Origin of the sequence: Pseudoalteromonas sp. DY56-GL79, from assembly GCF_041414765.1 — a bacterium.
GTDB lineage: Bacteria > Pseudomonadota > Gammaproteobacteria > Enterobacterales > Alteromonadaceae > Pseudoalteromonas > Pseudoalteromonas piscicida.
In genome coordinates this window covers 15,934-41,017 of record NZ_JANHZS010000036.1, presented here as the reverse complement: position 1 = coordinate 41,017, position 25,084 = coordinate 15,934, and the positions used below count along the sequence as shown (strand labels likewise).

Sequence of the window (25,084 nt, the reverse complement as noted above, 5' to 3'; positions counted from 1 at the left end):
TTTGCCCAAGCGTGATTAACCATCGCTACAATTGTTAAAGTGGGCTGCTAGAGAGGAATGATGTTATTTAAGCTCAGGTTATTTAACCTGAGGTTTGGATAAGGAATGTTCCAACTCATTGTTGCTAAAGCACAACTTAGTTTTTTCCTTGTCTAGCCAGAGAGTTTTAGGGAAAACACCGCTTTCGCGTCCTGCTCTCGCTAAGGTACCTACATCCTGTAGGCAAGGCGAATTTACGCACCAATAGCTGGCTATTGGAAGTGAATTCAACGCAGTTAGCGCTAAAACTAGCTGCTAGAAAGGCATTAATTATCCGCAGCTCAGGTTATTTAGAGCCATCCTGTGCTGATTTTGTGACAAGGACGTCACAGAGGATATTTTTGAAGATGTGTATGCCAGCAGCTAATGCTCCTAAAATTAATAGGTTGGAAGATAATGGGTCATCTTCCAATAAGTAGTTATTCAATAATGCTATTAGTAACATCATGATGACTACGAAAATAAGTGGTTTCACACTATGTTTATCAATACTTTTCTTAATCTCTGCTTCTGTCATCGTTCCCTCTTAGGTTGTAGCTTTAACTATTTAAAATAGTTGGAGAATTAATGGGTTGGTATTACTGCTCACTTCTCTTTATTTTCTGTATAGCGACTAAGCAGCATGTTGGCGACTTGCTGTTTTACAGCCCGTTTGTCGTTGGGGTCAACGCCAAAACGTTCCGCCAGTAGTGCGATTTCATCATCGGTTAGATTGAAGGATAAGCGTTGCCGAGTTTTCTTCGATTTAACTTCTAAATTAAGGATCTTTCTGATCATATCGGATGGCGTTAGCTCTTCGTCTATCGCCTGCTTTTTAATGCTTTTTTGTACTTCCGTGGTTAAATCGAAGGCCATTTGTGTGGCCCTCAATGCCACTTCTTGACGTTTCCACTTGTCTTCTCTTGTGGTCACGAGTTAGCTCCAGGAAATAAGTCGACAATATCGCTCAGTGGGCGGCACATAGTTAGTGACACGTCAGTTTCCCCCCCATCCCAGATCTCGATGTTGATAGCGAACTTTTCGTCAGGACTCAGTAACTCGATAACTTCACATACTTCGCCACTTTCATCTTGATAGCGTGGCAAGGTGCGACCGCGATAATCACTATCGTAAAAATAGCAAACGTATGGCGCTTCACTTTGTTGATAGCTTTTGCCTAAAAATCGCTCGAAAATCTCTGGAGTGGTGTGGGTGTTGATGTGGGTCAGTGCTTCTTCATCGAAAATACGCGCAAATTCATCAAGCGTAAAAATAGCATCGACATCTTCTCTTTGGATTTTGATAGAGAAATTCGCGTATTCCTCACCGTCACTTTGTTCAATTTGCAAGAAAGTAATGTTACCTGAATCACTTTCGAGAACAAATTCATATGCAGCGCTGCGCTCAAATTGGTAAGTTTGTACGCCAACAACTTTTAGGGTTTGTCCCTTGAGCCAGCTTGGGTAAGCGAACGAATCGATGATGGTGAGCATGTCCCCAACTTTCAGATCTTTTGCATGAGTAAGTTGTCGCTCAGGAGTTTTTTTTGATTTAAAAAAGCCAAACATAATGCACCTACATAATCAAAAAGGGTAAAAAGGAGGCGAGGCCTCCTTTTTCTAATCAGTAAATATTAGTTGCTTTGTTTAGCTCTAATACGTTCAAGAATATCATTACTCTTTTGCGTAGAGCCAATACCTGCTTCTGCCATTTTAGCTTTTAGATCTGCACCCGTTGCAGCGGCTTCAAGCTCTTTTGCCGCAGCCAGTTGATCTTGCCTATCTTGCTGGCGTTGCTTGATACGCTCAAGCGACTGACGTGCATTTACCATAGATGACGCATTGGTATTTAGCGTACTGTTTACTGCCATGGTTGCTTTTTGAACGCTGTCTGTGGTTTTCACCATTGTCAGCTGGCGTTGGTTTTCTTTAATCGTTTTTTCAGCTTCTTTGATCTGCTGTTTTAACAGGATCACATGTTTACTAAAGCCGTCTAGCACTTGCTGATGCTCTGCGCGCTCAACTTCAAATTCACCGATTTTCTCTGCGATTTCTACCGCTAAAGCTTCGTTACCTTTTTCGAGCGCTTGTCCAGCATAGTTTTCATGCTCGATAATGCTTTCGTCAAGTGCAGCTAATTTGCGTTTTGTCTGCATCTCTTTCGCCATAACTTCTGTTAAGCTTTTTTTGGCTTTAGCTAATGCGTTTTGTGCGTCAGCAATTTCTTGCTCAAAAATACGAATGCCATTTGCATCAACAATTGACTCACCAACTTCTCTAGCGCCACCACGAACAGCAGTAAATAATTTCTTTAAAATACTCATTTCACAACTCCAATATTATTCATTCAAATACACAGTCACTGCATCTAATGCTTCGATTGCATTGTCCGCGAGGGTGACCAGTTCGTGCGTGATCTCATCAATTGAGGAGGAAACGGCTAGAGCACCAAATATCGCATACTGCTCATCAATTTTAGCAAACGCACTCAGCGGGATCGGCACATTCAATTTTAATAGTGCTTCGTTTAACTCGTTTAGCAACTCAGGCTTTACCTCATTCTCTTTAAATAGGTAACTAATGCATACAAGTTGTTCTTCAGTCTGAGTCACAAAAATTGGTAATTCGTCATTTCCGTCAACAATCACTTGCAATACATCTTGCTCGCCTTCATTGGCGATTAAGAAAGATTCGAAGTTAGCACCTTCTGTTTCAAATGATGCTAATTTGATTGATAGTTCATTTAATTCCATCTTCATTTACCTTTTTGTTTTGACATATTATGTCTGAGTTAAGAGTTGCACGTAAGACATAATATGTCAATGGCCGTGCGCTAATTTTTATACAACTCATCTTCTGTTTGCCATGCTTGGCGATAATAATCGTATAGTCTCCCCGTTCCTAACTGGTTGACTTCAATATCTTTTGCTCCGTCAAAAAAGCGATTTGGGAAGGCGAAAGTCGCGAGTAAATACTCTTTATTTATCCAGTTACTTGGAACAGGCAAAGACTCGACTGCCCGGATCCTAGCACTTGCCGGTTGTCCTGCTCTCGTTGCGATTGTCCATCCCCATTGGCCAAATGAGGGAATATTCTGTTGGTATTGCTCAACATGCGTAAACCCGGCATGTTTTACCGTTTTGGCTATGCTAATAAACGCTTTTTTGGCGTGATAGGGAGACGTTGACTGAATAGCGAGTGCACCATCGGGTGCCAGTAATTGACGCACATGATTATAAAAGTAGTCGCTATATAGCTTATTCAAATCAGGGTGATTAGGGTCGGGTAAGTCGATAATAATAGTGTCAAATTGTCTACCTTGGTCGAGCATTTTTTCTACTTCTAAAAATGCATCTGCAACGATAACCGTCGCTCTTGGGTCGTTTAACGCGTCGCCATTCAAGCGGGTTAATTGACTGGTGATATGTGGTCTAGCAGGGTAAGGCTGCCCTTGTAGTCCAAATAATGAAAGTAGTTGTCCATCCAAATCGATTAAGGTTGCATTCTCTACTGGCCATTCCAGTACATCTCGAAGTGCCAGACCATCTCCGCCACCAATGATTAATACCTTTTCGCGACGGTTGGATGCCAGCATTGCAGGATAAACGAGCATAGTGTGATAGATCTGTTCATCCACAGATGAAAACTGTAATCGACCATTTAAGAACAAATCGTTAATTGGCATGGGTTGTGCGCGGCTTAATCGCTCAGTGATGACAACATGTTGATACTTCGTTGACTCTGAGTAGATCACTTTGTCTTTGTAAAGCACGTTGCTGAGGCCCTTCATCCAAAGAGAGCCATGACTCAGGATGACGAAAAAGATACCAAGTAGAACAAAATGGCAAGCAAACAGCAGCTTAGCGAAGCGGACATGAGCATGGTAACGCCATAGGAAGATAAGTCCTGCAACAATATTAAATAGCGCAGTCCACGCTGCTGCTTGCATTATTGGCAACGCAAGCATAATCGTGACCCAAATAGCAGCACCAACACCAGCACCGATATAATCCGCCCCATAAATGGTACCTGCGTTATTTTCAAGGAAGCGGCCATACACTTGTTGACGGATCCTAGCGATCAGCGGAATTTCCATGCCGATTAAAATACCTAGGATGAGGCCGAAAACATAAGGTAGAAATCGGGCAAATGCTTGTAATTGCGCAAATGGCATTCCATCTAAGACACTATCGGGAGGCAGGCTGTATAGGCTAGAAAGTGTATGGGGCAGGGTATAGGTAAGTGCAATAACACTGGCGATCACCAAAATACTGCTCATGCCCAGTAGCGCGATTAGGCTTTCAAGCCAAGCAAAAGCGGTAAAAGGATCTTTAAACCAGCGTGCTAAAAATGCGCCAATGCCCATGGCCACGATCATAGTGCCTATCATGGCATAAATCGCGCTTTCTACGGAGCCTAAAACGCGACCAGCATAATGGGAGAGTAAATATTCGTAGATTAGGCCGCAACCGGCCAAAATAGCCATGACGCCAATTAGTAGGGTGTCGTGACCGAACAACGACCAGTTGCCGGTCACTCTTGCTGAAGTTTGTGGTGCAGATGCGCTCAAGGGTTATGCACCTAACAAACTTGCCATAGTCGTACCAATCGCAAAAGAAAGCGCGGCTGAGATTGCAGCAACACCAACATTCTTTTGTCTGTTCACTTCATCGGAAATATCTTTACCCGCCAGAATAATTTTTATCATGATGAGGTGCAAGATGATGAAAAGCACAATGCTACCCAGTGCCGCAATACTCCAGTACAGTAAACTTGAGTTAATATTGTCCGCTACATACGGCGCTAAACCGGACGCCGCAGTTAGTGCCAGTGCTGAGCCGATTAAAAAGCCCGCGTAGCGGATCCCGACTGCGATATTGTTGTCTTTGATTGCTTGCTGTAAACAGTCGCCACTTTTGTTGGTGCGCTTAAATAGTTGTACTCGGTATTGGCTTACAAGCAGCATACAAATATTACCAATAATGAAGGCCGCAACCACAATCGGTAAACCATACCAGCCCTCTGTGAGTACCCAAAGCAAAGCTGAGCGGATCACAATGGCAACGCTCACCACATGGCCAAAATCAATCAGTGCTGAGGTGACATTACCTTTAACGATTTCGTCATGAAGGTTCACCTTGCGTAACGCGACTTTATCTTGGAAAAAGTGTCCGAGTTTGATAAGAATGATACCAACGATACCATAGCCCGCCATTTGTAGTGCTTCTTGAGCCAAAGAACTGGCAAAAGCACCACTTGAAATACCTGAAATCACAATGGCTAAACCTGCTAAACCACCAGCAAAGCTGAGGCCAAATGCAAAGTTGTCTTTTTCTGTTATTTCATCGTTTGCATGAAGGTTAGATACCCAACCTTTGATGTATTTTAAGCTAACAAACAACGCGACGATCACCGCCATATCTATTAGCAATGCTTGAAAAGTCCAAGCTGTTAATCCGTTAAATTGGTACATGTGTTAACTCCGCTATATATGCGCTATTTGCCCCGGCTTACGCCACGGGAGGTTCTACTTGAGCTATTGCGAACTGAGCCGTAGCTTGAGGTTCGAGAGTAGCTGCTTCGAGTTACTGCTGATGGGGTATTACTACTTCGACTTAACCCTGACGCGCCAGACTTTTTCTTGGCATAGGGACTGGTAAACTGTTTACCCTGTCTTTGATACGATTGTTGAGTACGTTTGGCGAGTTCAGTTTGGCGTTTGTAGCTTTTATAACTGGTGTATCTATGGCGACCATAGTCACTGTAGTAGCTGTATTTGCGGTGTTTACTCCAGCGACCATATTCAACATCACCAACAATATCGCCAAGCATGCGATACATGCCGTACCACATCCAAAAGCTAGTGCCGTTTGAGTTGGTCTGCCATTCGCCATAGTTGGCATTACCAACAAGCTGGTTACCGACACCGGTCTGACCATTTGCTGTTTGTTCTGCTTGCTGACTGATTGCGCCGACTCGCGCTAGCTTCCCATCTGACATATCGGCTAAAACATTGATTGGATCTGTCAGCGCATCATTGAACAAACTGATGGAAGCAGCTTCTTTTAACAAGAGCGCTTGGTTGATAATATCATCGCTGTTCATACTTGGAGCGGGGGACTTGAGGGACTGATAACGAGTCAATAAACTCTGATATAAGGTTCCACTGCTTGTTGCGTCTTGGGAAATAATTTGCGCAATTTCACTGAGCTGAGGTTTTTGCTGACTAAGTACTTTGCCATACTCAGTCAAAAGGTTGGCGTTTCTCACCTGCTTTTTATCAAGGGCGGTTCCCAGCGTATTTATCGCTGTTGAAGCTTCTTGAAGTGTATGTGTAATGGTTTGCTGGATACGTTCTTCTTTCGATTCGCAGCCCAGCATTAGGCTCAAAACACACAGTAGGCTAACCAGTTTCCAAATTCTAAAGTTGGACATTCATTGTCACCTAATCTACCTTGACCATTCGTTTTAATGTGCTGTTTTATTGAGTTTAAGTCAACTCAAACGTGCCGTGATCGGCATGTTAAAGGGGCTTAAATTGTAACAATAAATCAGTCTAGAAAGTTATTACCTATACACCTTAACATTTGTATTAACATAAACCATAGCGTTAGGTGGATTGGGATAATAATAGGGTTTGTTCATATAGAAGTTGCATTCGTATGAATGCAACGATCACCAAAGCATCAATATAAATCTATCAATACTATAAGGTTAATATACCTTAGCAATTCGCCTCTAGAATGTCATAGATAGTATCTTCTAGGTCTTCTAAATCTGCTTCATCTATCAACAATCTGGCTTTTGACTCATCAAGGTCTAGCGCCTCCGCAAAGAAGCCTTTAAAGCCTCGCGCTTTGCGATCAATCTCAAAGATGATTTCAAGTTGCTCACCACGATTAAAGAAAACCACTTCTACCTCATCAAAGCGACCATGGAAGTCACCTGTGATCGTTTTAAACTCTAGTTCTTGTACGAATGGCAGGCGTGAGAATGATACTTCATCAATACCTTCACAGTCTGATTCATAAAGTTTAAAGCCAAGCGCTTCCATCGCATCGATAGCCGCTTGTTGTAGCTCGGTAGGTACGATATGTAAATAGTCCCTATCTGACTTGTCGAGCGCCATATCAATATCAAGGTTGGTAGCGATCCAAGTTTTGGATTGGCCAACAGTAAGCGGGGTTTCTTCAGCGAGGTCAAGCGCGAATGGAATGTGCTTTTCATCACCGGGTTCGATAGTAAATCGTTCGTTGATTTGAAATTTAGCGAGGGTGTGGTTTTTAGTGATGGTCGTTGTTTCACCTTCACTGTCTTCTCTTTCAACTGTGTAGTTGCACATTACGCTAAGATCTATTTTGTTGATCTCTTGAGCAACTTTGCCACCGATGATTTTTACCGTTCCAGAAATTTCTTCGCCAGGGGAGGCATGATGGGTTTCTAAGATGGTATCTACTTTTGCTGCACCGATACCGACTGCGCCAAGGGCTTTTTTGAAAAAAGACATAGTCATCCTTATATATCTTGTGACCTTCCATCATGGAAAGCGCTGCCGTGTCGATTATAGGAATTATTATCAATTCGTCAATTGCTTTTCTCCTTCGAAGCCGATGACTTGAAAATATTTTTTATGATGCAGTCGGTAATTAGCCATAATTCATAAAATTGGTATATTATTTTTATAACGATAGCCGTAGATGAGCTGTGTTCATTGGCATGTTTCAAATTGCAAAGTTCAAGTTTATAGAATTATGGAACAGGATGTTGCAACGCCTCATGATTAAGGACCGTCGTATGGCCCGCACTCAAGCTTTGGTGCAACCGAGCTATGAGGAATTGGCGTCGACATTGAGTGCGATGCCGGACTTGATGTTTGAACTGGACGAAGAGGGGCGACACTGGGACGCCAGAATACTCCGCCCTGAGTTATTAGTCGCGCCTGCAGAACAATTGATTGGCCATACGGTGACTGAAGTGATGCCAGAGCAAGCCGCTAAAATAGTGATGCAGGCATTACAGGAAGCAAAAATTAACGGCTACTCACATGGTAGCCATATTCACTTGTCTACGCCTGTTGGCGAGCGTTGGTTTGAGGTCTCTATTGCCCGTAAGGTTGTCACTGCAAGCGATAATCATGCAGAAACACGTTTTATCGTGTTATCTCGGGATATCAATGACCGTAAGTTGGAGTATCTTGAAGCCGAGAAGCTGGCGTATCATGACCAATTAACCGAGCTACCGAATCGCCATGTTCTCCAACATGGGTTAACGGAGCAGCTCCGTATAGGTCAGCAGCTTGGTAGCTACAGTGCAGTCTTGTTTTTGGACCTTGACGATTTTAAAAAAGTAAATGACTTGCATGGCCATCATGTGGGAGATCAGCTACTTAAGGCAGTTGCCCAGCGTTTGTGTGCTAGCGTACGCCAAGATGATGTGGTGATCCGTTGGGGAGGCGATGAGTTTGTGATTTTAATCACTCACTTATCTCCACAACAGCCTCAAGCCGAATCTCATGTGGTTGGGATCTGCCAGCAAATAATCAACAAGGTAGATAAGCCATATCTCTTTGAAGGCAATAAGCTAAGTTGTCGGATTAGTATCGGCGTCAGTCTATTTAATAACCTCGATATCGAGACTGGGATCCAACAGGCAGATTCCGCTATGTATCAAGCCAAGCAATCTGACAGCGTGCGCTATGCTTTCCACAACAAACCAATTAAGGATGTTGGAACCTAGGGCCTGTTGACCTTTGCTGTTTGATTTTTGTTCTTCTGAGTGTGTTTTGGTAGCGACGCTCGACTTGCCGCCTAGTAATCTAGGCAAAAGTTGAGCAACAATGAACAAAGCGCACTCAGGTGAACCCAAAGGGCAGCGCTTGACTGGCATTTCTACTGTGTTATCACCTGACTTACATAGAATAACTATGCTACGCAGGCTCTGCCTTGTATAAATACCAGTCAAACTGCTGCAAAAACAAACTTGAAAGATCAACAGGCCCTAGATAAATTCATCTGACAATAACGACAACCATGATACACTTCGCGACTTTTCAGCCATTTGAGGTAGAGATTGGAAGTCGGGTTTGATTACGGAAGTTCTCATTGTGCAATGCCTAAAGTGTCATGCAAAATGGTGGAGACTGAGATCCAACAGGCTTATTCCACTATGCTTCTCGCAATAAGCCTATTAATGGTACTGGAACCTAGATAAATTCATCTGACAATAACGACAACCATGATACACTTCGCGACTTTTCAGCAGTTTGAGGTAGAGAATGAAAGTCGGGTTTGATTACGGAAGTTCTAATTGTGCGATGGGTGTCATGCAAAATGGTGAAGTGGACTTACTGCGTCTCGAGCAAGATAAATATTACCTGCCTTCGACTATGTATGCGATGCACAATGCGTTAATTCCTGCATTTGTTAACCGTCATCTGAGTGAACCAGATCCAGTCTACACACAGTCTCGCCAAGGGCTGCTAACGGTAGCACAGCAAGCCAAACGCGATCTCGATTTAGAAGCGCATGAAGCGGGCGTTTTTTTTGGTCAAGCGGCGATTTCTGAGTATATCGAATTTCCCGAAGAAGGTTTTTTTGTAAAATCACCCAAGTCCTTCTTTGGTGCGGTTGGGCTTAAACCTCAACAAATCGCCTTCTTTGAAGATATTGCTGCGGCGATGATGATGGAGATTAAGCGCCGTGCCGAGTCGCAGTTGCAACAGTCCATCACCGACACTGTGATTGGTCGACCTGTTAACTTTCAGTCCGTCGGTGGAGAAGAAAGCAACCAACAAGCGGTTAATATTCTTACCACCGCCGCAAAAAGAGCTGGGTTTAAGGAAGTGGATTTTCTCTTCGAACCGCTCGCAGCGGGGATTGAGTACGAAAGCCGTCTTCAGCAAGATAAACTTGTGCTGGTGGTTGATATCGGCGGTGGTACTAGCGATTGTTCGTTTGTCCGAATGGGGCCAAGCTATCGCAATAACACACAGCGCCAACAAGACTTTTTAGCGCATACGGGCAAACGTATCGGCGGTAACGACTTAGATATTGCGCTAGCTTATCACCAATTAATGCCGTTGTGTGGTCTAGGTTCTAACATGAGTTCAGGTTTGCCGATGCCTAGTCAACTGTATTGGCAGGCATGTAAAATCAATGATATTCAGTCTCAACTAGACTTCTACAGCGATAAATTAGCGCGAGAATTGCAAAGCATGTTGCGAGATGTCGCCGAGCCGCAAAAGCTGGCGCGTTTACTTCATATTCAACAGAACAAACTTACCCATCAAGTGGTTCGTGAAGGTGAGCTTGGTAAGATAGCACTCTCTGAGCAAGCAAAATTTAATGCTGATCTTGGCTTTATTGAGCCACAGTTAACCTCTGAATTTACGCAGCAAGATTTTGCCGAGTCGGTCATGTCGAACATAGAACAGATGGGCATGCTTGCGAAAGAAGCGATTCATCAAGCGGGATCAAAACCCGATGTAATTTATCTGACTGGCGGTAGTGCGCAATCACCGTTACTCAAGGCAACGCTTGCACAGCAAGTTGGTGATATTGAAATGGTGAACGGGGATAACTTTGGTAGTGTTACTGCAGGCTTGACTAAGTGGGCGGATAAAATATTTAAGTAATCGACGTCATCAACAGAGAAGCGGGTCACAAACCGCTTCTATCTATCAATCTAAGCGACTAGCAAGGTACTGCTCATAATCAGGTAAATGCCTTGCGATTGGCTGGTTCATTTTATCGCACGCCATCAGTAAATCTGCCGTTGCTTCATTACAGGCGACGGGAATATTCCAAACAGCAGCGAGTCTCAACAGTGCTTTTACATCCGGATCGTGAGGCTGTGACGCCAGCGGATCCCAAAAGAAAATCAAGACATGAACATCTTGCTCCGCAATTTTGGCACCAATTTGCTGGTCGCCACCCATTGGGCCACTAAATAGCTTTGTTACTTCTAAACCAGTATGCTTTTCTATTAGGTTACCCGTTGTGCCCGTAGCGTAAAGCTTGTGCTGTTTAAGGCTATCTAAGTGAGTCTGACACCACTCAAGTAGGGCTGGTTTCATGCCATCGTGTGCAACCAAAGCAATATGCTTTTTAGCTGGCAGTGGCTGTGAACGTTTTTGCATGTGTACTGCTCCTATTTTGCGTAACTGTTTAGAGTAATAAGTTGACTGCCAATGCGATAAAAATTAAGCCTGAAATTCGATCAATCCACACCGGCGCTGCGGGATGCTGCCTAAAATAGCCCGCGATTTTATCACCACCGTAGATGTACATGCAGTCGATGGGAAAAGCTAAAATAGGATAAAGTAAGCCAAACATGGCCAGTTGCATCGTTGTCGAGGTCGTCAAGCTACTATCGACAAACTGAGGAATAAATGCAATAAAAAACAAGGCGACTTTGGGATTTAAGACTTCCGTCATCATTGCTTGGAACATCACGTTTTTAGGCTTTTTGGTGCTAACGTGTGGTTTTTCCTCGCAAGCTATCTGCCCCTTCCCAAGCGTCTCTTTGATAGTCATTACACCTAGATAAGCTAAGTAAGCTGCGCCGAGGTATTGCACTGTGGTATAGGCGGTCTCTGAGGCTTTTAGGAGTGCCGATAAGCCGACAACGGCAAAGAGTGTGTGGATCACCCCACCGAGTGCAAAGCCTAATGCGCTCTGCATGCCAGCAGCGCGGCCATTAGTAAAGGTCTGCGCCATTAAAAACGCATTGGATGGACCCGGTGCCACGGCAATTACCATGCTGGCGATTAAAAATGAGAATAAGTATTCAAGATTTAGCATCGTATTATTAAATTAGATCTTTACCAATCCATACCACTTTACCGAGAATTTCCAGCTGCTCCAATTCATTCGGCATCACAACTTGTTCTCGGTATTCTTTATTATCGCTAATCAAGCGTACTGAGCCATCAAAGTTTTGTTGTAAGCGCTTGGCATAAAGCTCTTCACCAAGGCGGACAACATAGATCAGGCCTTCGCTTAACTTTTTATCCGATAAATCCACTAAAATTGTATTGTTATTATGAATAGTGGGTTCCATAGAGTCGCCTTTGGCAAACACTACGACCAGCTGTGACTTATCTAGGTTTTTAAATTCAATCCACTTTTTTCTAAATGCAAGATAACGTGCAACCTCGGCACTTTGGTTAAATGCACCATAACCGGTGCTGACAGAGACATGGTAGCCAGGCACAACAACAAAGTCTTCATTGAAGTCTTCCAAGGTAATACTTTGCTGGATGATTGGTGATTCGGTTTTGCAATCAAGTGGGATCCCGGTAACGAGCCACATCAAATCTACGTTGGCCTGTTTAGCAATGCGTTCAATCACACTGAGTTTTGGGTCTTCCCCTTTTAATATTCTGCGCAGCGTCCCTTCAGATACATCAATTTTTAACGCAAAAGCTCTAATACTGTCCGGCTTGATCGCATATTCTACGCGCTCCGCTAGGCTCATGAGACTTTGTTCCATGCGTTGCCTCTTAAATAATGATACGTGTGCGTCATTATATGGGCTATTTTTTGCGAAGTAAAATCATTTTTGACGCAAAAAAGATCCATTTTTTCGTTGTAATGCGTAAAAAACAGATCTATTATCTTCATTAAATTACGCAGTGAATGCATTTAGTCAGTGAGTGCGTAAATAAGTGATTTTTCTAAAAGTCATATATTTGCGCAATTTTTTAAGGAATGAGTGTAATGTTAATGAGCCAACCTTTAATTTCTGAACGCGCGCCGCTTGGTGCTGCCATACTTAGATTTGCACGTAAAAGTCGCGGTTTTACTCAAGCTGAATCAGCCGCAAGCTATGGTATAGAGGAGCGAACATTAAGGCGCTGGGAGAATAACGAATACAACCCTAAATGGAATGATGTGATTGCTTTGGTTGAAGATGTTTATTTAATGGACATTGTTAATGTCATTGTGGGATTAAGGACATCAAGCGCTGCGTAAAAAATTAAAGCCAGCTTATGCTGGCTTTGTTCAATAAAGTCGCTATGTCTAACATAGCGACTTATATTCTCTTACTCTTCGTCTTCAACAAGTGTCATCAGTGAAGTGTTACCACCAGAAGCTGTGGTATCGATACTGATGGTTTTCTCAGTCACAAGACGGTTGATAAGCGTATCGTAGTACTCTGCACTGATCACAGGCAGGATAGCACCTTTGCGCTCTGCAAGTTGCTGTGAGAAGTAACCAAGACGTGAAGAGCGCGCAGCCACAACAGCACCTGCAAGGTGAGGGTGTGCCAAAATCGCTTGTAGCTGGTTTTGCTTCGCTACTTGGAATACGCCTTCAGCAACGCCAGTTGAGATGAACTTATCTCTAAATGCCAATGCTTCTTCATAGAATAAGTCAGAGGCTACTGTGATCACTGTGTTACCGGCAGCAAGTGCTGTGATAATTGAAATCGCCCAGAAGTTGAACGACGTACTCTTATCGGCATATACCACTACACAACCACGCGCTTCTAAGTGCAGCGTGTTCGACTCACCAGTAGGTCCCGGTAGTGTTGTGTAAGTACGCATACGCTTTTCTAAGCGGTTTAGCTGAGCACGTGCATCAGAAAGCGTTAATGATAAATCATCCGCCAGCTCATCAATGATGTCTACTGTTGCTACTTTAGCAAGTAGCTGACGCACTGCCGAAACACGGTCATTAAGCGCAGTACGACGCCAGATCTTCTCATCACGCTTAGAGTTTTGCATCAGTTTTTCAACTTGCTCAACGGCACCTGGGAAGTGGTGGATCTCTAGTTCATCAGGCGTCAGATCTGTCATTTGGACGTTGTCTGGTGACGCTTTTTCTTTCACAAGGCGAAGTAGGTAGTTTGGACCACCTGCTTTTGGACCTGTACCAGATAAGCCACGACCACCAAATGGCTGAACACCAACAATCGCACCAATCATGTTACGGTTCACGTATACGTTACCTGCACGCGACATCTTAGCTAGGTATTCGCAGCGCTCTTCAATACGTGAATGAACGCCCATCGTTAGACCGTAGCCTGTACCATTGATTTGGTCGATCACATTATCAAGTTGATCAGCTTTGAAGCGTACAACGTGGACTACCGGACCGAATACTTCACGCTTAAGCACGGATAGATCAGCAATCTCATATAGGCGCGGAGCGAAGAAGTAAGCGCCGTTCTCGCTGTTATCGGGGATCTTAGCTTCGAATAGTAGCTTACCGTTCGACTTCATGTAATCAACATGCTTAGTCAAAGTGGTCAGCGCTTTTTCGTCGATTACTGGACCTACGTCTGTAGATAGTAGCGATGGGTCGCCGATATGTAGCTCTTTAAGCGCACCTTGGATCATTTCAATGATACCGTCAGCAACATCTTCTTGTAAGAACAACACACGAAGTGCTGAACAGCGTTGACCGGCACTTTGGAAGCCTGAAGAAATAACATCGTCAACCACTTGCTCTGGTAATGCTGTTGAGTCAACGATCATACAGTTTTGACCACCAGTTTCTGCGATCAGAGGAACCTGAATATCGTTACGCTCAGCAAGAATTTGTGAGATAAGCGTACCAGTCTCTGTTGAACCTGTGAACATAACCGCTTGGATACGCTCGTCAGGCACGATGTGTTTACCCACTTCGCTACCGCGTGCGATAACCGGTTGTACTACGTGCTCCGGTAAGCCAACGGTATGCATTAATTCAATACAACGCAGTGCAATCATACTGGTTTGTTCAGCAGGCTTTGCAATAACGGTATTACCTGTCACGATAGCGGCAGCTACCTGACCTAAGAAGATCGCAAGTGGGAAGTTCCACGGGCTGATACATAAAATCACGCCACGAGCTTCAAAGCGCTCATCTTTAGAAAGCTCTTCTGCACGTGCTGCATAGTAGCGACAGAAGTCAACGGCTTCACGTACTTCATCGATGCTGTCTTGGGTTACTTTACCAGCTTCTTTAATACAGATGGCAACAAGTTCGTCATGGTGACGTTCAAGGATGTCAGCAGTACGGCGTAGTAGGTTTGCACGCTCTTCAACTGAGGTTTGAGACCAACTTTCAAAAGCCGCATCAGCATTGGCAAGCACGCTTTGCATGTGTGCTTCATCGTGTAAAGGCACAGATCCAATCACTTGTTTGTGGTTCGCAGGGTTACGAACAGCAAGGTGACCCTCTGGTACTTGGCTTTCATCGATTAGATGTTCGTTAAACCAGTTGTCTAGGTTTTCTTTAAACGGTGTTAAATCGTTGATGTCCGTTAGGTCTTTACCTTTTGAGTTTGGACGCTCATCGCCATAAAGCTCGATAGGTAGTTTAATTTGCGTATTGTAACGGTTACGTAGGCCTTGCAGCGTTTCTACAGGATCTGGAAGTAGTGACTCAACAGGTTTAGTGGTATCAACGATTGCGTTTACGAATGATGAGTTTGCACCATTTTCAAGTAGACGGCGTACCAGATAAGCAAGTAGGTCTTCGTGCTGACCAACTGGTGCATACACACGACACTGAATTCCTTCGTTTTCAACGATTTGGTCGTAAAGTGATTCACCCATACCGTGTAAACGTTGGAATTCGAACCCTTTGTTATCGCCTTTGGCCACTTCTAGAATGGTTGCTGCGGTGTAAGCATTATGCGTCGCAAACTGCGGGAATAGCACATCGCGAGCTTCAAGTAGCTTAATAGCACACGCTTTATAAGAAACGTCAGTCGTTGCTTTACGAGTGAACACAGGGAAGTGCTCAAGACCATCTTGTTGAGTGTTTTTGATTTCTGTATCCCAGTAAGCACCTTTAACTAGACGCACCATCAGTTTACGGCCTACGCGACGAGCAAGTTCTGCTACCCATTCCACAACGAAAATAGCACGTTTTTGATATGCTTGTACTGCAAGACCAAAACCATTCCAGTCGCCAAGCGCGTCGTCTGAGAATACCGCTTCGATAACATCAAGTGAGATATCTAAACGATCCGCTTCTTCCGCATCAACCGTGAAACCGATATCGTATTCTTTCGCAGCAATAGCAAGTTCTTTTAGCTTAGGTACAAGCTCGTCTATCACGCGGTCACGATGTGTGAATTCGTAGCGCGGGTGGATAGCAGAAAGCTTCACTGAGATACCTGGGCTCTTAATTGGGCCACGGCCTTTCGCTGCTTTACCGATCGCGTGAATAGCGGTCATATAGCTTTGGAAGTAACGATCTGCATCACGCATCGTACGTGCGCCTTCACCTAGCATGTCGTACGAATATACATAACCTTTTTGTTCTTTATCAGCGGCACGATCGATAGCATCTTGAATGGTTTCACCCATTACAAACTGCTTACCCATGATCTTCATCGCGTAGTTAACGGATTTACGGATAACCGGCTCACCAAGACGACCAATTGTACGCTTTAACACGCCAAATTGTTCTTCTTTATTCTTGTCTGAATAGTTAACCATTTTACCGGTAACGAGTAGACCCCAGCTTGAAGCGTTAACAAATAGCGAGTCGCTGCTGCCTAGGTGTGAACTCCAGTCGCCTTTTGCGAGCTTGTCGCGGATCAGGCTTTCTTGTGTTGCTTTGTCTGGTACACGAAGTAAAGCTTCGGCCAAACACATCAGTACCACGCCTTCTTCGGTAGAAAGAGAGAATTCATTTAAAAGCGCGTCTACACCGTTTTGACCATCTTGATCTCTACGAATGTTCAATACCATTTGACGTGCACGTTCCCATGCTCGGCTTCGAGCTGTAACGCCTACCTCAGCTAAAGGTAAAATATGATCAATTACTGCATTCTCATCAATGCGGTAAAAATCACGGATCTTTTGTCGGATAGGACAGTTAGTTGTCAAATCGCCGTTATAAAGCATAAGCAACCCTCAAAAATTGGAGTCAAAAATACATGTAATTCGCGCCTGCCTATGGAATCACACACCTTAATGTGCAGATTACAAAACTACATCTGAACTGATGCCAAACTAAGCAACCAAAGGTTGAAAGTGTAGTTTAATTTGTATAGGAAGCCTCAATTACGACAAAATGATGCAGTCACATTGCTAACCATAACACACCCATTTGGGGGTTCAAATTTTAGCCAGAATGCATTATCTAAATGTTCGAACAAAGCCGCGTTAAAGACTGAAATAAGCCGCTTTGCCCTTTATCGTTAATTTCGCGGGCATTCTATCGAAAAGACAGCAGAATATGCTGTTTTATTTTTAAGGAATACGGTAAATTTGCGGGTAATCTCAAACCCTCACAAAATTTTATGCTGATATGACGACTTCCATTAAAACTCGGGTATTAGATCGCATCGATTTAGCAATCTTAGACGCGCTCCAGCGCAATGGTCGGATCTCTAATGTAAACTTGGCGAAAGAGGTAAACTTGAGTCCGAGTCCTTGCCTCGATCGAGTAAAAAAGCTCGAGTCGGAGGGGTATATCGAAGGGTATACGGCAAGATTAAATGCCGCAAAACTTGGCCAGCATTTGGTTGCGCATGTGGAAATCACCTTAAAAAGCTCGACCGAAGCGGTATTTGAGGTATTCAAACAGCATATTGTAAAAATCCCCAACGTCGTTTCTTGTGATATGGTAGCTGGTGGCTTTGATTATTTAGTTAAGATCCGAGTTCAGGATATGCGTCAATATCGTGAGGTATTAGGTCAAATTGTTGAAATACCTGGCGTTGGTACAAATCATACCTATATGGTGATAGAACACGTCAAAGAAGACATGGGTGTAGAAGTACTGAACTATCAGTAGCTGTTGGCCTAATTTAAGGAATAATAAATGCAAAAAGTGGTACTTATCACCGGTGCGAGCCGTGGGATTGGTGCGGCAACGGCTCAACTGCTGGGGCAACAAGGATTTACTGTTGTTATAAATTACAAGCAGAATGTGCAAGCCGCAGAAACGGTTGCAGATACCATCTTAAGTAATAATGGTAAAGCGCATTTGTTACAAGCAGATGTCACAGACGAAAAATCTGTAGAGGCGATGTTTGACAAAATAAAGACTGATATTGGTATGGTTACGCATTTGGTCAACAACGCTGGCGTGCTGAACACGCAGACTCGAGTTGAACACATGACTGCAGCGCGTATCAACAATATGCTCACCAATAATGTTACGCCGTATTTTATTTGTGCTCGCGAAGCAATTAAACACATGCGTTTGAGCGCTGATCCGGCACAGTGCGCGATTGTGAATGTATCGTCGGCAGCTTCTTATTTAGGTGGGGCCAATGAATATGTTGACTACGCGGCTGCAAAAGGTGCAATAGACAGCTTCACTAAAGGCTTATCTCTGGAATTAGCCGCTGAGCAGATCCGTGTGAACTGCGTGAGACCAGGCTGTATTTATACCGATATCCACGGCGACGGTGGCGAACCAAACCGAGTTGATCGTCTAGCCGATTTTTTACCGCTGAAGCGAGGTGGAACCGCAACGGAAGTGGCCAATGCCATCGCTTGGCTTTTAAGTAACGAAGCAAGCTTTGTTACAGGAACTTTTATTGATTTAGCTGGAGGGAAATAGCAATTTATGAAAAATAAAATTGTTTATGTCTCAGGAACATTTGATTTATTTCACAGTAATCATTTAAAAATGATTAGTTATGGCCGAGGTTTAGGAGACACGTTAATCGTTGGTGTGAGCACCGATGAACTTGTTTGTTCTTATAAAAAGCCACCGGCAGTACCATTTGAAGAACGTTTGGCGATTATCGAAGGGTTAAGAGACCCTGATCTTGCTATTCCACAACGTACTTTAGATCATCGTGAAACAGTGAAAAATCTAAATATTGATGTGTTTGTGATTGGCGATGATTGGAAAGGAAAATATGATTATCTGAAAGAGCTTGGAGTTCAGGTATTTTACTTTCCTTATGGTGCTGGTGTTAGCTCTAGTAACTTAAAGCAAAAAATCTACGATCAGTATAAAAAGCTGATTGAGCAAAGCGACAACCATCCAATCCCAGAGCCACAGAAATGAACGTGTTAATAACGGGCGGACAGGGTGGTCTCGCCGCTTATTTAAGCGATGAACTGAAGCGCTTAGGACATGAAGTGGAAGCGCCATCGCGCGCGCAGCTTGATGTCTCTAAACCAGCTGAAGTTGAGCGTTTTTTTGACGACAAATCTTATGACTGTGTGATCAATGCGGCAGGAACGCTTTACTCAAGTTTAGTGGCAGACTCTGATCCAAATCTCTGGATCCGTGACATTGAAGTAAACCTAATCGGTACTTATTTAATTTCTCGTGCTGCAATTAAAGCTAACAAAGCGGTACATTTGATCAATGTGGCGTCGACGGCGGCATTTAACAGCTACAAAGATTGGACGTCTTATTGCGCTGCGAAAGCCGGAGTGGTGACCTTATCTAAAGGCCTTCACAAAGATGGCTACAAAATAACGGTACTCTGTCCCGGGGCAATAGATACGAAGCTGCGCGCTGGTCTTACTATCAATAATCCCAATGTGATGAGCATACCACAAGGTGCTGCGCCAATCTTAGAGGCTGTAACTACACCACAGCACATCGGTAAGCTGTTTTTTTATCGCCTGAATGAAAGTCGTAGAGAGTCGCTTGATTAGACTGTTTTACTAATATTCATTGGCACAATGCGTTTGAGCTACGCGCTCAATATGATTGCGCAAGGTCGGTGCAAGCAGTTTGTAATAGTATGTGGTGGCATGGAAGTCACCGCGCTCATCACTGACAAAATGAGGGATTTGTCCTGCGACTTTAAAGCCCAAACTCTGATATAGGATTTCTGCGTCCGAATCTGATTGTGTATCAAGGACGAGTAACGATATCTGCTGCCGCGTAGATTCTTGCTCTATGGCTTGCATCAGCTTTGTTGCCACGCCTTTTCTTCGGCTGTTTGGATGCACTAATAGCTTTTCCACTTCCGCTCGGTGCTGAGCATTATCTTTTGTTGCTGGTGAGAGTTGCACACAACCCGCCATTACGCCATTAAGTTCAGCGATAATAAGCGTCTTTTGCGACTTGATCACAGCATCGAATACCTGCCACCAGTAGTTTTGTATTGCTCTGCTAGAGGATGAGGGCAAAAAGCCGATAGAGGCGCCAAGATTAATACAGGCTTGCGTCAATGCGCTGAGTTGTTTTACCCAAAGCTGACAATCTAAGCGATTGTATTTCAAGCTAGGCGCCTGAATAATGCGAAGCTGCATAGCGCTATTAGACAAATTGTTCATGCAGTTCCTTATTTATCCGAGCCAGACTTTGCTCAAGCCTTGCCTTTTCATGCATTAATTTTTGCCATCGAGTTTGCTGTTTTTCTTGGGAGCGTCGCAGTGCTTCGTAAAGTGCTCGCTGCGACACATGATAGGCTTTTGCAGCTTGTGATGGGGTGAGCATATCGTTCATTACTGCGTGTACCGCAGTATCTAGTTTGCCAAGTGTCATTGTGCCTTCTCCTTAACATCTGTTGGGTTTGTTGCTGTATCGTGCACAGGCCAGATACTCACATCCAAATGCCAAAGTAAGTACATCGTTTGATATAAAGTGTACATAATTACGCTCCTTTCTTTGTCGTGTTAGTTGATAAGGAAAAACTGTGCCAGAAATTAAAATTATTTAATATCAATAGGATGTGATTTTTGTTGGTCTGTAAGTACGTTCACATTGCACTGCTTTAGTGAGGTGAGTGCAGCATTTGCACCGAATTGAACAGAATTAGCGCGAGAGTGCTTAAAAGTTAATTTGGATCAAATTAAAGTGAATAAAGTAAATAAAGTGTTTATTTTTAATATTTGGATAGTAGGCTTTGTGCGACTTTATTGAAGGAGCATTTTTTCATGTCTGAATTATCCAGAACCCAAGATATTACAGACCCTGAGGGGTTACAGTTCCAAATTCAAATCGACGACATTGCGGTTAATGCATGCGATGGTGAAACCGTGTTGTCTGTTTTGCTTGCGGCAAACTATAAGCAAATCATGGAAAGCGATCGAGAGGCCGTATCTGGTGCTTATTGTGGTATGGGCGTTTGTCATTGTTGTCAGGTAACAATAAACAAGCAACATAAACAAAAGGCTTGCCAAACCTTAGTACAACCTAATATGCAGGTTGAAACCAAACAAAATCGCTTCAAGCAGGTTGGAGTATAGTGTGATGTCTAGTTGTCAAAAAGAAAAAATCGTTATTGTTGGTGCAGGGCCTGCTGGCGTTAGCTGTGCAGCTGAGCTGGCTAAATATGGCATTACTAGCACCTTAATTGATGAAGCACCAAAAATTGGTGGGGTGATCTATCGCGGGCCACTTCGACAAGCGAGCAAGCTTCCTCATTTAGATGAAAATCTTAAACGAGCGATGGCTGCACTAAAGGTACGCTACGACCATCATAAACAAGATATAACACTACAACTACAAACCAAAGTGCTTGGGCCTGAAGGCGAGAGCGGTTTGCTGTTGCAAACACAAAATCAGTTAACACAAATAGACTACACCAAGTTGGTTCTGGCAACTGGTTGTCATGAGCGCAGTGTGCCATTTGAAGGGTGGCAGTTACCTGGTGTGATGTTAATGGGCGGGATGCAACTTCAGCTCAAGAGTGGGTTAGTTCGCCCTGGGAAAAAAGTGGCTTTAGTCGGAACTGGACCATTATTGCCATTGGTTGCTTGCCAGTTACATAAATCTGGTGCACAAGTGGTTGGCGTATATGAAGCGAGTCGCTTTAGTGAACTGGCGAAAGAGACTGTGGCGCTGCTTAATAAACCTAAGCTTACGCTTTCGGGATTGAGTATGTTGGCGTATCTCAAAAAGCATAATATTCCATTCAAGTATGGCTATGGCATTGTGAAAGCAGAAGGCCAAGAAAAACTCTCCAGTGTTACCGTAGCGCCTTACGATGAGCACTGGCATGCGGACTTGTCAAAAGCACAGCATTTAGCCGTGGATAGTCTAGGGGTCGGCTATGGTTTTGTTGCCCGCACCCAGCTTGCCATGCTACTTGGGGTTTCTCATCAGTACACAACCACGAATGGTTATGTGCCTTTATTAGATGACAATTTACGCAGTAGCTTAAATTCAATTTTTGTCTGTGGTGATACCAATGGTTTGCTAGGTGCAGAAGCGGCTATCATTGAAGGGAAAATGGCCGCAACCATGCTTGCCTATGAACAAGCCTGTTTAAGCGAAACGGCCTTCCACACGCGGATGCGCAAGCTCAAAACTAAACGTAAGCAAGCACAGAAGTTTAGAGCCGGATTTGACCGCTTCTCGGCGCGCAGAGAGGGGCTACTAGCGTTAACCCAGCCAGATACTGTGGTGTGTCGCTGCGAACAAGTAAAGCGCCAGCAACTCGATTTAGCGTTGCAACAAGGTGCGAAAGATTTGTCTAGCGTGAAAATGAGAACCCGTATTGGCATGGGAGACTGCCAAGGAAAAATGTGCTCTAGCTATGCACTAGACCGACTGCACGCTGCAGGGCATTTAGATACACTCGGTGTGATAAGGCCAAGATTCCCACTTGACCCAATTCCATTTACTTTACTGGAGAAAAACCATGAAGCAGTATGATGTCATTATCGCAGGTGGCGGTGTAATTGGTGCTGCCTGTGCTTACTTTTTAAGCCGCGATACTAACCTAAAAATCGCGTTAGTGGATTTAAAAAAGCCGGGTAACGCGTCTCGTGCATCTGCGGGTGGATTATGGGCAATTGGTGAGTCGGTTGGACTTGGCTGTGGTGTGATCTTCTTCAAAACCTTGTCGAAGCTCCAAAGTGAAGGAGATACCGAAGCTGCACAAACATTGCGGCCGCATCAATTACCCGAATGCTTTTTTGAACTTGCGCTCAAATCAAACGAGTTATATCCAGCACTGCATGAAGAAATGCTGGCCAGACATGATGTCGACTTTAAGTTTGAACGTACCGGTCTTAAATTCATTATGTACAATCGCGATGATGAAATATATGCAGATAGTATAGTGTCAGGGATCCCTAATTTGTCTTCGCAGATCCGTTGGCTAGACCAACAGCAATTACGTGCAGAGGAGCCTTACATCACTCCTGATGCGATTGGTGCAATAGATTTTATTTGCGACCATCAGGTAAACCCATACCGATTAGTTGATGCGTATACCGAAGGAGCACGCCAAAATGGTGTTGAGTTATTTCTGAATACCGAAGTGTTAGAGGTGCTGCGTGAAGGCAATAAGGTGATAGGCGTGAGGACGCAAGATCAAAGCCTGCATTGCGAGACCTTAATTAATGCCGCTGGTGCCTGGGCGGATGACATTTACCATCAGGCGACTGGTAAACACATGTCAGTTTACCCGGTTAAAGGCCAAATAGTGCTGTCTGAGCGCATGCCTAAAGTATTAAATGGTTGTATCAGTACCAGTGATTGCTACATTGCACAAAAGGACAACGGCGAAATTTTAATTGGCTCTTCTACCGAAGAGAAAGGTTTCGATACCACCAATAGTCTAGATAAAATTACCGAGCTGTCGCAAGGTGCTATGAAGTGTTTGCCGGTGCTAAAAGAGTCGAGTATTAAACGTTGTTGGGCAGGACTTAGACCTGGTACACCGGATGAGCTGCCAATTTTGGGCCCCGTTGATGGAGTAGAAGGTTATATTAATGCGTGTGGACACTTTAGGACGGGGATTTTAATGTCGGCCATTACTGGCACGCTTATTACTGAACTTATGACAGGCAAACCTACCTCTGTTGATTTGGCTCCGTTTCGCGTTGAACGGTTCGAATAAGCGTTTGATTCTGTTGTCTTAATGGGATATATCTAGTTGCTGATGAATATTCCATTAAGACAGGATAAACGGTGCGATTACGCAAGCCTAAAAAACTAAACCGAGGTGATACCCTTGCGATTGTATCAAGTCAGCTCGTCCTCCTGACTGGTTTCGACGCCCATCCATGGGCTACGACATACTTTTCTTTGATGCCCAAAGAAAAGTATGCAAAAGAAAGGGCACTCCCAACATCACACTGACTCCTCAAGTAAATTGCCAATATGAACGTCACCGCTGTGTAAGGGCCATCCTTGGCCCTGTCACCGCTTTTCACGCATCCATGCGTTGAAATGACTCATTGGCAATTTACTTTCGGGTGTGATGAGGGAGGAAAACCGTGCTGGTAGTTTTTTTGGTGCTTGCAGGCAAATTTGCTGCTTTTGAGAGAAAAACTAGAACACGCAGTCAATACTAATCCCCCTTTACCACACCCGAAAAACATAACTTATCGGCGGGTAAACCACCTCCCACAAAACTATCTGCACTGCTAATTAGGAGGCGATGCAGATAGGTTCTGTAATCCTTGCAAGCAGCTTAATCAAAAAATTGTAGAAGATCTCACAAGCAATTTATTCTCCCCTCCATCACACCCGAAAAGCATAAGCTGATATGCAATGTGCCGACAGGATGTCGGCCAAGTCTTGTCTGGCAAAGGGATGTGCCTTACAAGGCGGTTGCACTATATCGGCTTAGGGTTTGAGGATTAAGTGTGATGCTGGGGCGACGTTTTCTTGGTTCGCTCGATCGCGTCGTTTAAAAAGAATGAACGAGGAGCGCATGGATGCGCTTTGATATTAAACATGGAGGTTTATTTTGCTAACAGCTGATAGCTCGAAATTTATCGTAAAGTCAGCTTGTCCTCCTGACAGGTTTCGACGCCCATCCATGGGCTACGACTTACTTTTCTTTGATGCCCAAAGAATCGTTGCGCAAAAGAAAGGGCACTCCCAGCATCACACTGAATCCTCAAGCAAATTGCCAATATGAACGTCACCGCGGTGTAAGGGCCATCCTTGGCCCTGTCACCGCTTTTCACGCATCCATGCGTTGAAATGACTCATTGGCAATTTACTTTCGGGTGTGATGAGGGAGGAAAACCGTGCTGGTAGTTTTTTTGGTGCTTGCAGGCAAATTTGCTGCTTTGAGAGAAAAACTAGAACTCGCAGTCAAAACTAATCCCCCCTCCATCACACCCGAAAAGCATAAGCTGATATGCAATGTGCCGACAGGATGTCGGCCAAGTCTTGTCTGGCATAGGGATGTGCCTTACAAGGCGGTTGCGATACCAATTGTATTAGGTAAAT

25 protein-coding genes are annotated in these 25,084 nt (G+C 44.0%); 10 read left to right on the top strand and 15 right to left on the bottom strand.

The window, feature by feature from the left end; translation table 11 throughout:
• Positions 1-325: 325 nt before the first annotated feature.
• From NO992_RS21495 to NO992_RS21455, 9 genes are all read right to left on the bottom strand, one after another.
• Positions 326-556, bottom strand: coding sequence for a hypothetical protein (locus NO992_RS21495; RefSeq protein ID WP_371380397.1), 231 nt, complete (start codon positions 554-556; stop codon positions 326-328).
• A 68-nt stretch (positions 557-624) separates the two neighbouring features.
• The gene (locus tag NO992_RS21490) at positions 625-951 is read right to left on the bottom strand and encodes a hypothetical protein (RefSeq protein ID WP_017216343.1); all 327 of its coding nucleotides are present in this window, start codon (positions 949-951) and stop codon (positions 625-627) included.
• Positions 948-1,586, bottom strand: coding sequence for a DUF4178 domain-containing protein (locus NO992_RS21485; protein ID WP_253105520.1), 639 nt, complete (start codon positions 1,584-1,586; stop codon positions 948-950). Before NO992_RS21485 ends, NO992_RS21490 begins: the two co-directional genes overlap by 4 nt.
• A 65-nt stretch (positions 1,587-1,651) precedes the next feature.
• Positions 1,652-2,341, bottom strand: coding sequence for a PspA/IM30 family protein (locus tag NO992_RS21480; RefSeq protein WP_010371996.1), 690 nt, complete (start codon positions 2,339-2,341; stop codon positions 1,652-1,654).
• A gap of 15 nt (positions 2,342-2,356) precedes the next feature.
• A complete protein-coding gene (locus tag NO992_RS21475) occupies positions 2,357-2,770 on the bottom strand; it encodes a DUF2170 family protein (RefSeq protein WP_010371994.1) in 414 nt (137 codons plus the stop codon).
• Between the two features lie 80 nt (positions 2,771-2,850).
• The gene (locus NO992_RS21470; protein WP_371380411.1) at positions 2,851-4,503 is read right to left on the bottom strand and encodes a polyamine aminopropyltransferase; all 1,653 of its coding nucleotides are present in this window, start codon (positions 4,501-4,503) and stop codon (positions 2,851-2,853) included.
• An 87-nt stretch (positions 4,504-4,590) separates the two neighbouring features.
• Positions 4,591-5,490 carry a DUF350 domain-containing protein gene (locus tag NO992_RS21465; RefSeq protein ID WP_349197934.1) on the bottom strand — a complete coding sequence of 300 codons (900 nt, stop codon included), beginning with the start codon at positions 5,488-5,490 and terminating at the stop codon, positions 4,591-4,593.
• A gap of 23 nt (positions 5,491-5,513) precedes the next feature.
• Positions 5,514-6,452, bottom strand: a complete 939-nt coding sequence (locus NO992_RS21460) for a hypothetical protein (protein ID WP_017216338.1) — start codon at positions 6,450-6,452, stop codon at positions 5,514-5,516.
• Between the two features lie 289 nt (positions 6,453-6,741).
• Positions 6,742-7,524, bottom strand: a complete 783-nt coding sequence (locus tag NO992_RS21455; protein WP_371380394.1) for a sporulation protein — start codon at positions 7,522-7,524, stop codon at positions 6,742-6,744.
• A 287-nt stretch (positions 7,525-7,811) separates the two neighbouring features.
• Here NO992_RS21455 and NO992_RS21450 point away from each other — a divergent pair, with 287 nt between their 5' ends.
• Together NO992_RS21450 and yegD are read left to right on the top strand one after the other, a co-directional pair.
• A complete protein-coding gene (locus NO992_RS21450) occupies positions 7,812-8,753 on the top strand; it encodes a diguanylate cyclase domain-containing protein (RefSeq protein ID WP_371380392.1) in 942 nt (313 codons plus the stop codon).
• Between the two features lie 538 nt (positions 8,754-9,291).
• Positions 9,292-10,650 (top strand): molecular chaperone, encoded by a 1,359-nt coding sequence (gene yegD / locus NO992_RS21445; RefSeq protein ID WP_371380390.1) that lies wholly within the window; start codon positions 9,292-9,294, stop codon positions 10,648-10,650.
• Between the two features lie 45 nt (positions 10,651-10,695).
• Here yegD and NO992_RS21440 read toward each other — a convergent pair whose 3' ends face one another.
• From NO992_RS21440 to NO992_RS21430, 3 genes are read right to left on the bottom strand one after another with little or no spacing between them, the layout of a single operon-like run.
• Positions 10,696-11,154: a methylglyoxal synthase gene (locus tag NO992_RS21440; RefSeq protein ID WP_102057321.1), complete on the bottom strand. Its 459-nt coding sequence runs from the start codon at positions 11,152-11,154 to the stop codon at positions 10,696-10,698.
• 28 nt (positions 11,155-11,182) lie between these two features.
• Positions 11,183-11,818 (bottom strand): LysE family translocator, encoded by a 636-nt coding sequence (locus NO992_RS21435; protein ID WP_010371975.1) that lies wholly within the window; start codon positions 11,816-11,818, stop codon positions 11,183-11,185.
• Positions 11,819-11,825: 7 nt separating this feature from the next.
• Positions 11,826-12,509 (bottom strand): S24 family peptidase, encoded by a 684-nt coding sequence (locus tag NO992_RS21430; protein ID WP_010371973.1) that lies wholly within the window; start codon positions 12,507-12,509, stop codon positions 11,826-11,828.
• A 227-nt stretch (positions 12,510-12,736) separates the two neighbouring features.
• Here NO992_RS21430 and NO992_RS21425 point away from each other — a divergent pair, with 227 nt between their 5' ends.
• A complete protein-coding gene (locus NO992_RS21425) occupies positions 12,737-12,991 on the top strand; it encodes a helix-turn-helix transcriptional regulator (protein ID WP_010371972.1) in 255 nt (84 codons plus the stop codon).
• 71 nt (positions 12,992-13,062) lie between these two features.
• Here the strand turns inward: NO992_RS21425 and putA are convergent, their stop codons facing one another.
• Complete coding sequence (gene putA, locus NO992_RS21420; RefSeq protein WP_371380386.1) at positions 13,063-16,866, bottom strand: bifunctional proline dehydrogenase/L-glutamate gamma-semialdehyde dehydrogenase PutA; 3,804 nt, start codon at positions 16,864-16,866, stop codon at positions 13,063-13,065.
• Positions 16,867-17,272: 406 nt separating this feature from the next.
• Between putA and NO992_RS21415 the strand changes: the two genes are divergently transcribed.
• Genes NO992_RS21415 through NO992_RS21400 form a run of 4 tightly spaced genes read left to right on the top strand, consistent with a single transcriptional unit; the run spans position 17,273 to position 19,593 of the window.
• On the top strand, positions 17,273-17,761 hold the full coding sequence (locus NO992_RS21415) for a winged helix-turn-helix transcriptional regulator (protein WP_010371968.1): 489 nt from the start codon (positions 17,273-17,275) through the stop codon (positions 17,759-17,761).
• A gap of 27 nt (positions 17,762-17,788) precedes the next feature.
• Positions 17,789-18,535 (top strand): SDR family oxidoreductase, encoded by a 747-nt coding sequence (locus tag NO992_RS21410; protein WP_305776512.1) that lies wholly within the window; start codon positions 17,789-17,791, stop codon positions 18,533-18,535.
• A gap of 6 nt (positions 18,536-18,541) precedes the next feature.
• Positions 18,542-18,991, top strand: coding sequence for an adenylyltransferase/cytidyltransferase family protein (locus NO992_RS21405; protein ID WP_010371961.1), 450 nt, complete (start codon positions 18,542-18,544; stop codon positions 18,989-18,991).
• Positions 18,988-19,593 carry an SDR family NAD(P)-dependent oxidoreductase gene (locus NO992_RS21400; protein ID WP_371380383.1) on the top strand — a complete coding sequence of 202 codons (606 nt, stop codon included), beginning with the start codon at positions 18,988-18,990 and terminating at the stop codon, positions 19,591-19,593. Before NO992_RS21405 ends, NO992_RS21400 begins: the two co-directional genes overlap by 4 nt.
• 9 nt (positions 19,594-19,602) lie before the next feature.
• On the opposite strand, the gene NO992_RS21395 is transcribed toward NO992_RS21400, so the two are convergent.
• Positions 19,603-20,220, bottom strand: coding sequence for a GNAT family N-acetyltransferase (locus NO992_RS21395; RefSeq protein WP_305776511.1), 618 nt, complete (start codon positions 20,218-20,220; stop codon positions 19,603-19,605).
• Entirely contained in the window at positions 20,204-20,431 is a 228-nt protein-coding gene (locus NO992_RS21390; RefSeq protein WP_039493629.1) for a helix-turn-helix domain-containing protein, read from the bottom strand. Before NO992_RS21390 ends, NO992_RS21395 begins: the two co-directional genes overlap by 17 nt.
• 392 nt (positions 20,432-20,823) lie before the next feature.
• Between NO992_RS21390 and NO992_RS21385 the strand changes: the two genes are divergently transcribed.
• Genes NO992_RS21385 through NO992_RS21375 form a run of 3 tightly spaced genes read left to right on the top strand, consistent with a single transcriptional unit; the run spans position 20,824 to position 23,738 of the window.
• The gene (locus NO992_RS21385; RefSeq protein WP_010371949.1) at positions 20,824-21,135 is read left to right on the top strand and encodes a 2Fe-2S iron-sulfur cluster-binding protein; all 312 of its coding nucleotides are present in this window, start codon (positions 20,824-20,826) and stop codon (positions 21,133-21,135) included.
• 4 nt (positions 21,136-21,139) lie between these two features.
• Complete coding sequence (locus NO992_RS21380; protein WP_371380381.1) at positions 21,140-22,546, top strand: FAD-dependent oxidoreductase; 1,407 nt, start codon at positions 21,140-21,142, stop codon at positions 22,544-22,546.
• Complete coding sequence (locus NO992_RS21375; RefSeq protein WP_371380379.1) at positions 22,533-23,738, top strand: NAD(P)/FAD-dependent oxidoreductase; 1,206 nt, start codon at positions 22,533-22,535, stop codon at positions 23,736-23,738. The genes NO992_RS21380 and NO992_RS21375 overlap by 14 nt, the downstream gene beginning before the upstream one ends.
• Positions 23,739-25,084 lie beyond the last annotated feature (1,346 nt).

Coding starts and splice junctions, on each gene's coding strand:
- NO992_RS21455 (WP_371380394.1), bottom strand. CDS start 7,524: ATGTCTTTTTTCAAAAAAGCCCTTGGCGCAGTCGGTATCGGTGCAGCA.
- NO992_RS21430 (WP_010371973.1), bottom strand. CDS start 12,509: ATGGAACAAAGTCTCATGAGCCTAGCGGAGCGCGTAGAATATGCGATC.
- putA (WP_371380386.1), bottom strand. CDS start 16,866: ATGCTTTATAACGGCGATTTGACAACTAACTGTCCTATCCGACAAAAG.
- NO992_RS21390 (WP_039493629.1), bottom strand. CDS start 20,431: ATGACACTTGGCAAACTAGATACTGCGGTACACGCAGTAATGAACGAT.
- NO992_RS21435 (WP_010371975.1), bottom strand. CDS start 11,818: ATGCTAAATCTTGAATACTTATTCTCATTTTTAATCGCCAGCATGGTA.
- NO992_RS21425 (WP_010371972.1), top strand. CDS start 12,737: ATGTTAATGAGCCAACCTTTAATTTCTGAACGCGCGCCGCTTGGTGCT.
- yegD (WP_371380390.1), top strand. CDS start 9,292: ATGAAAGTCGGGTTTGATTACGGAAGTTCTAATTGTGCGATGGGTGTC.
- NO992_RS21440 (WP_102057321.1), bottom strand. CDS start 11,154: ATGCAAAAACGTTCACAGCCACTGCCAGCTAAAAAGCATATTGCTTTG.
- NO992_RS21395 (WP_305776511.1), bottom strand. CDS start 20,220: ATGAACAATTTGTCTAATAGCGCTATGCAGCTTCGCATTATTCAGGCG.
- NO992_RS21465 (WP_349197934.1), bottom strand. CDS start 5,490: ATGTACCAATTTAACGGATTAACAGCTTGGACTTTTCAAGCATTGCTA.
- NO992_RS21475 (WP_010371994.1), bottom strand. CDS start 2,770: ATGGAATTAAATGAACTATCAATCAAATTAGCATCATTTGAAACAGAA.
- NO992_RS21380 (WP_371380381.1), top strand. CDS start 21,140: ATGTCTAGTTGTCAAAAAGAAAAAATCGTTATTGTTGGTGCAGGGCCT.
- NO992_RS21495 (WP_371380397.1), bottom strand. CDS start 556: ATGACAGAAGCAGAGATTAAGAAAAGTATTGATAAACATAGTGTGAAA.
- NO992_RS21450 (WP_371380392.1), top strand. CDS start 7,812: ATGGCCCGCACTCAAGCTTTGGTGCAACCGAGCTATGAGGAATTGGCG.
- NO992_RS21385 (WP_010371949.1), top strand. CDS start 20,824: ATGTCTGAATTATCCAGAACCCAAGATATTACAGACCCTGAGGGGTTA.
- NO992_RS21375 (WP_371380379.1), top strand. CDS start 22,533: ATGAAGCAGTATGATGTCATTATCGCAGGTGGCGGTGTAATTGGTGCT.
- NO992_RS21470 (WP_371380411.1), bottom strand. CDS start 4,503: ATGGCTATTTTGGCCGGTTGCGGCCTAATCTACGAATATTTACTCTCC.
- NO992_RS21480 (WP_010371996.1), bottom strand. CDS start 2,341: ATGAGTATTTTAAAGAAATTATTTACTGCTGTTCGTGGTGGCGCTAGA.
- NO992_RS21410 (WP_305776512.1), top strand. CDS start 17,789: ATGCAAAAAGTGGTACTTATCACCGGTGCGAGCCGTGGGATTGGTGCG.
- NO992_RS21415 (WP_010371968.1), top strand. CDS start 17,273: ATGACGACTTCCATTAAAACTCGGGTATTAGATCGCATCGATTTAGCA.
- NO992_RS21460 (WP_017216338.1), bottom strand. CDS start 6,452: ATGTCCAACTTTAGAATTTGGAAACTGGTTAGCCTACTGTGTGTTTTG.
- NO992_RS21405 (WP_010371961.1), top strand. CDS start 18,542: ATGAAAAATAAAATTGTTTATGTCTCAGGAACATTTGATTTATTTCAC.
- NO992_RS21485 (WP_253105520.1), bottom strand. CDS start 1,586: ATGTTTGGCTTTTTTAAATCAAAAAAAACTCCTGAGCGACAACTTACT.
- NO992_RS21400 (WP_371380383.1), top strand. CDS start 18,988: ATGAACGTGTTAATAACGGGCGGACAGGGTGGTCTCGCCGCTTATTTA.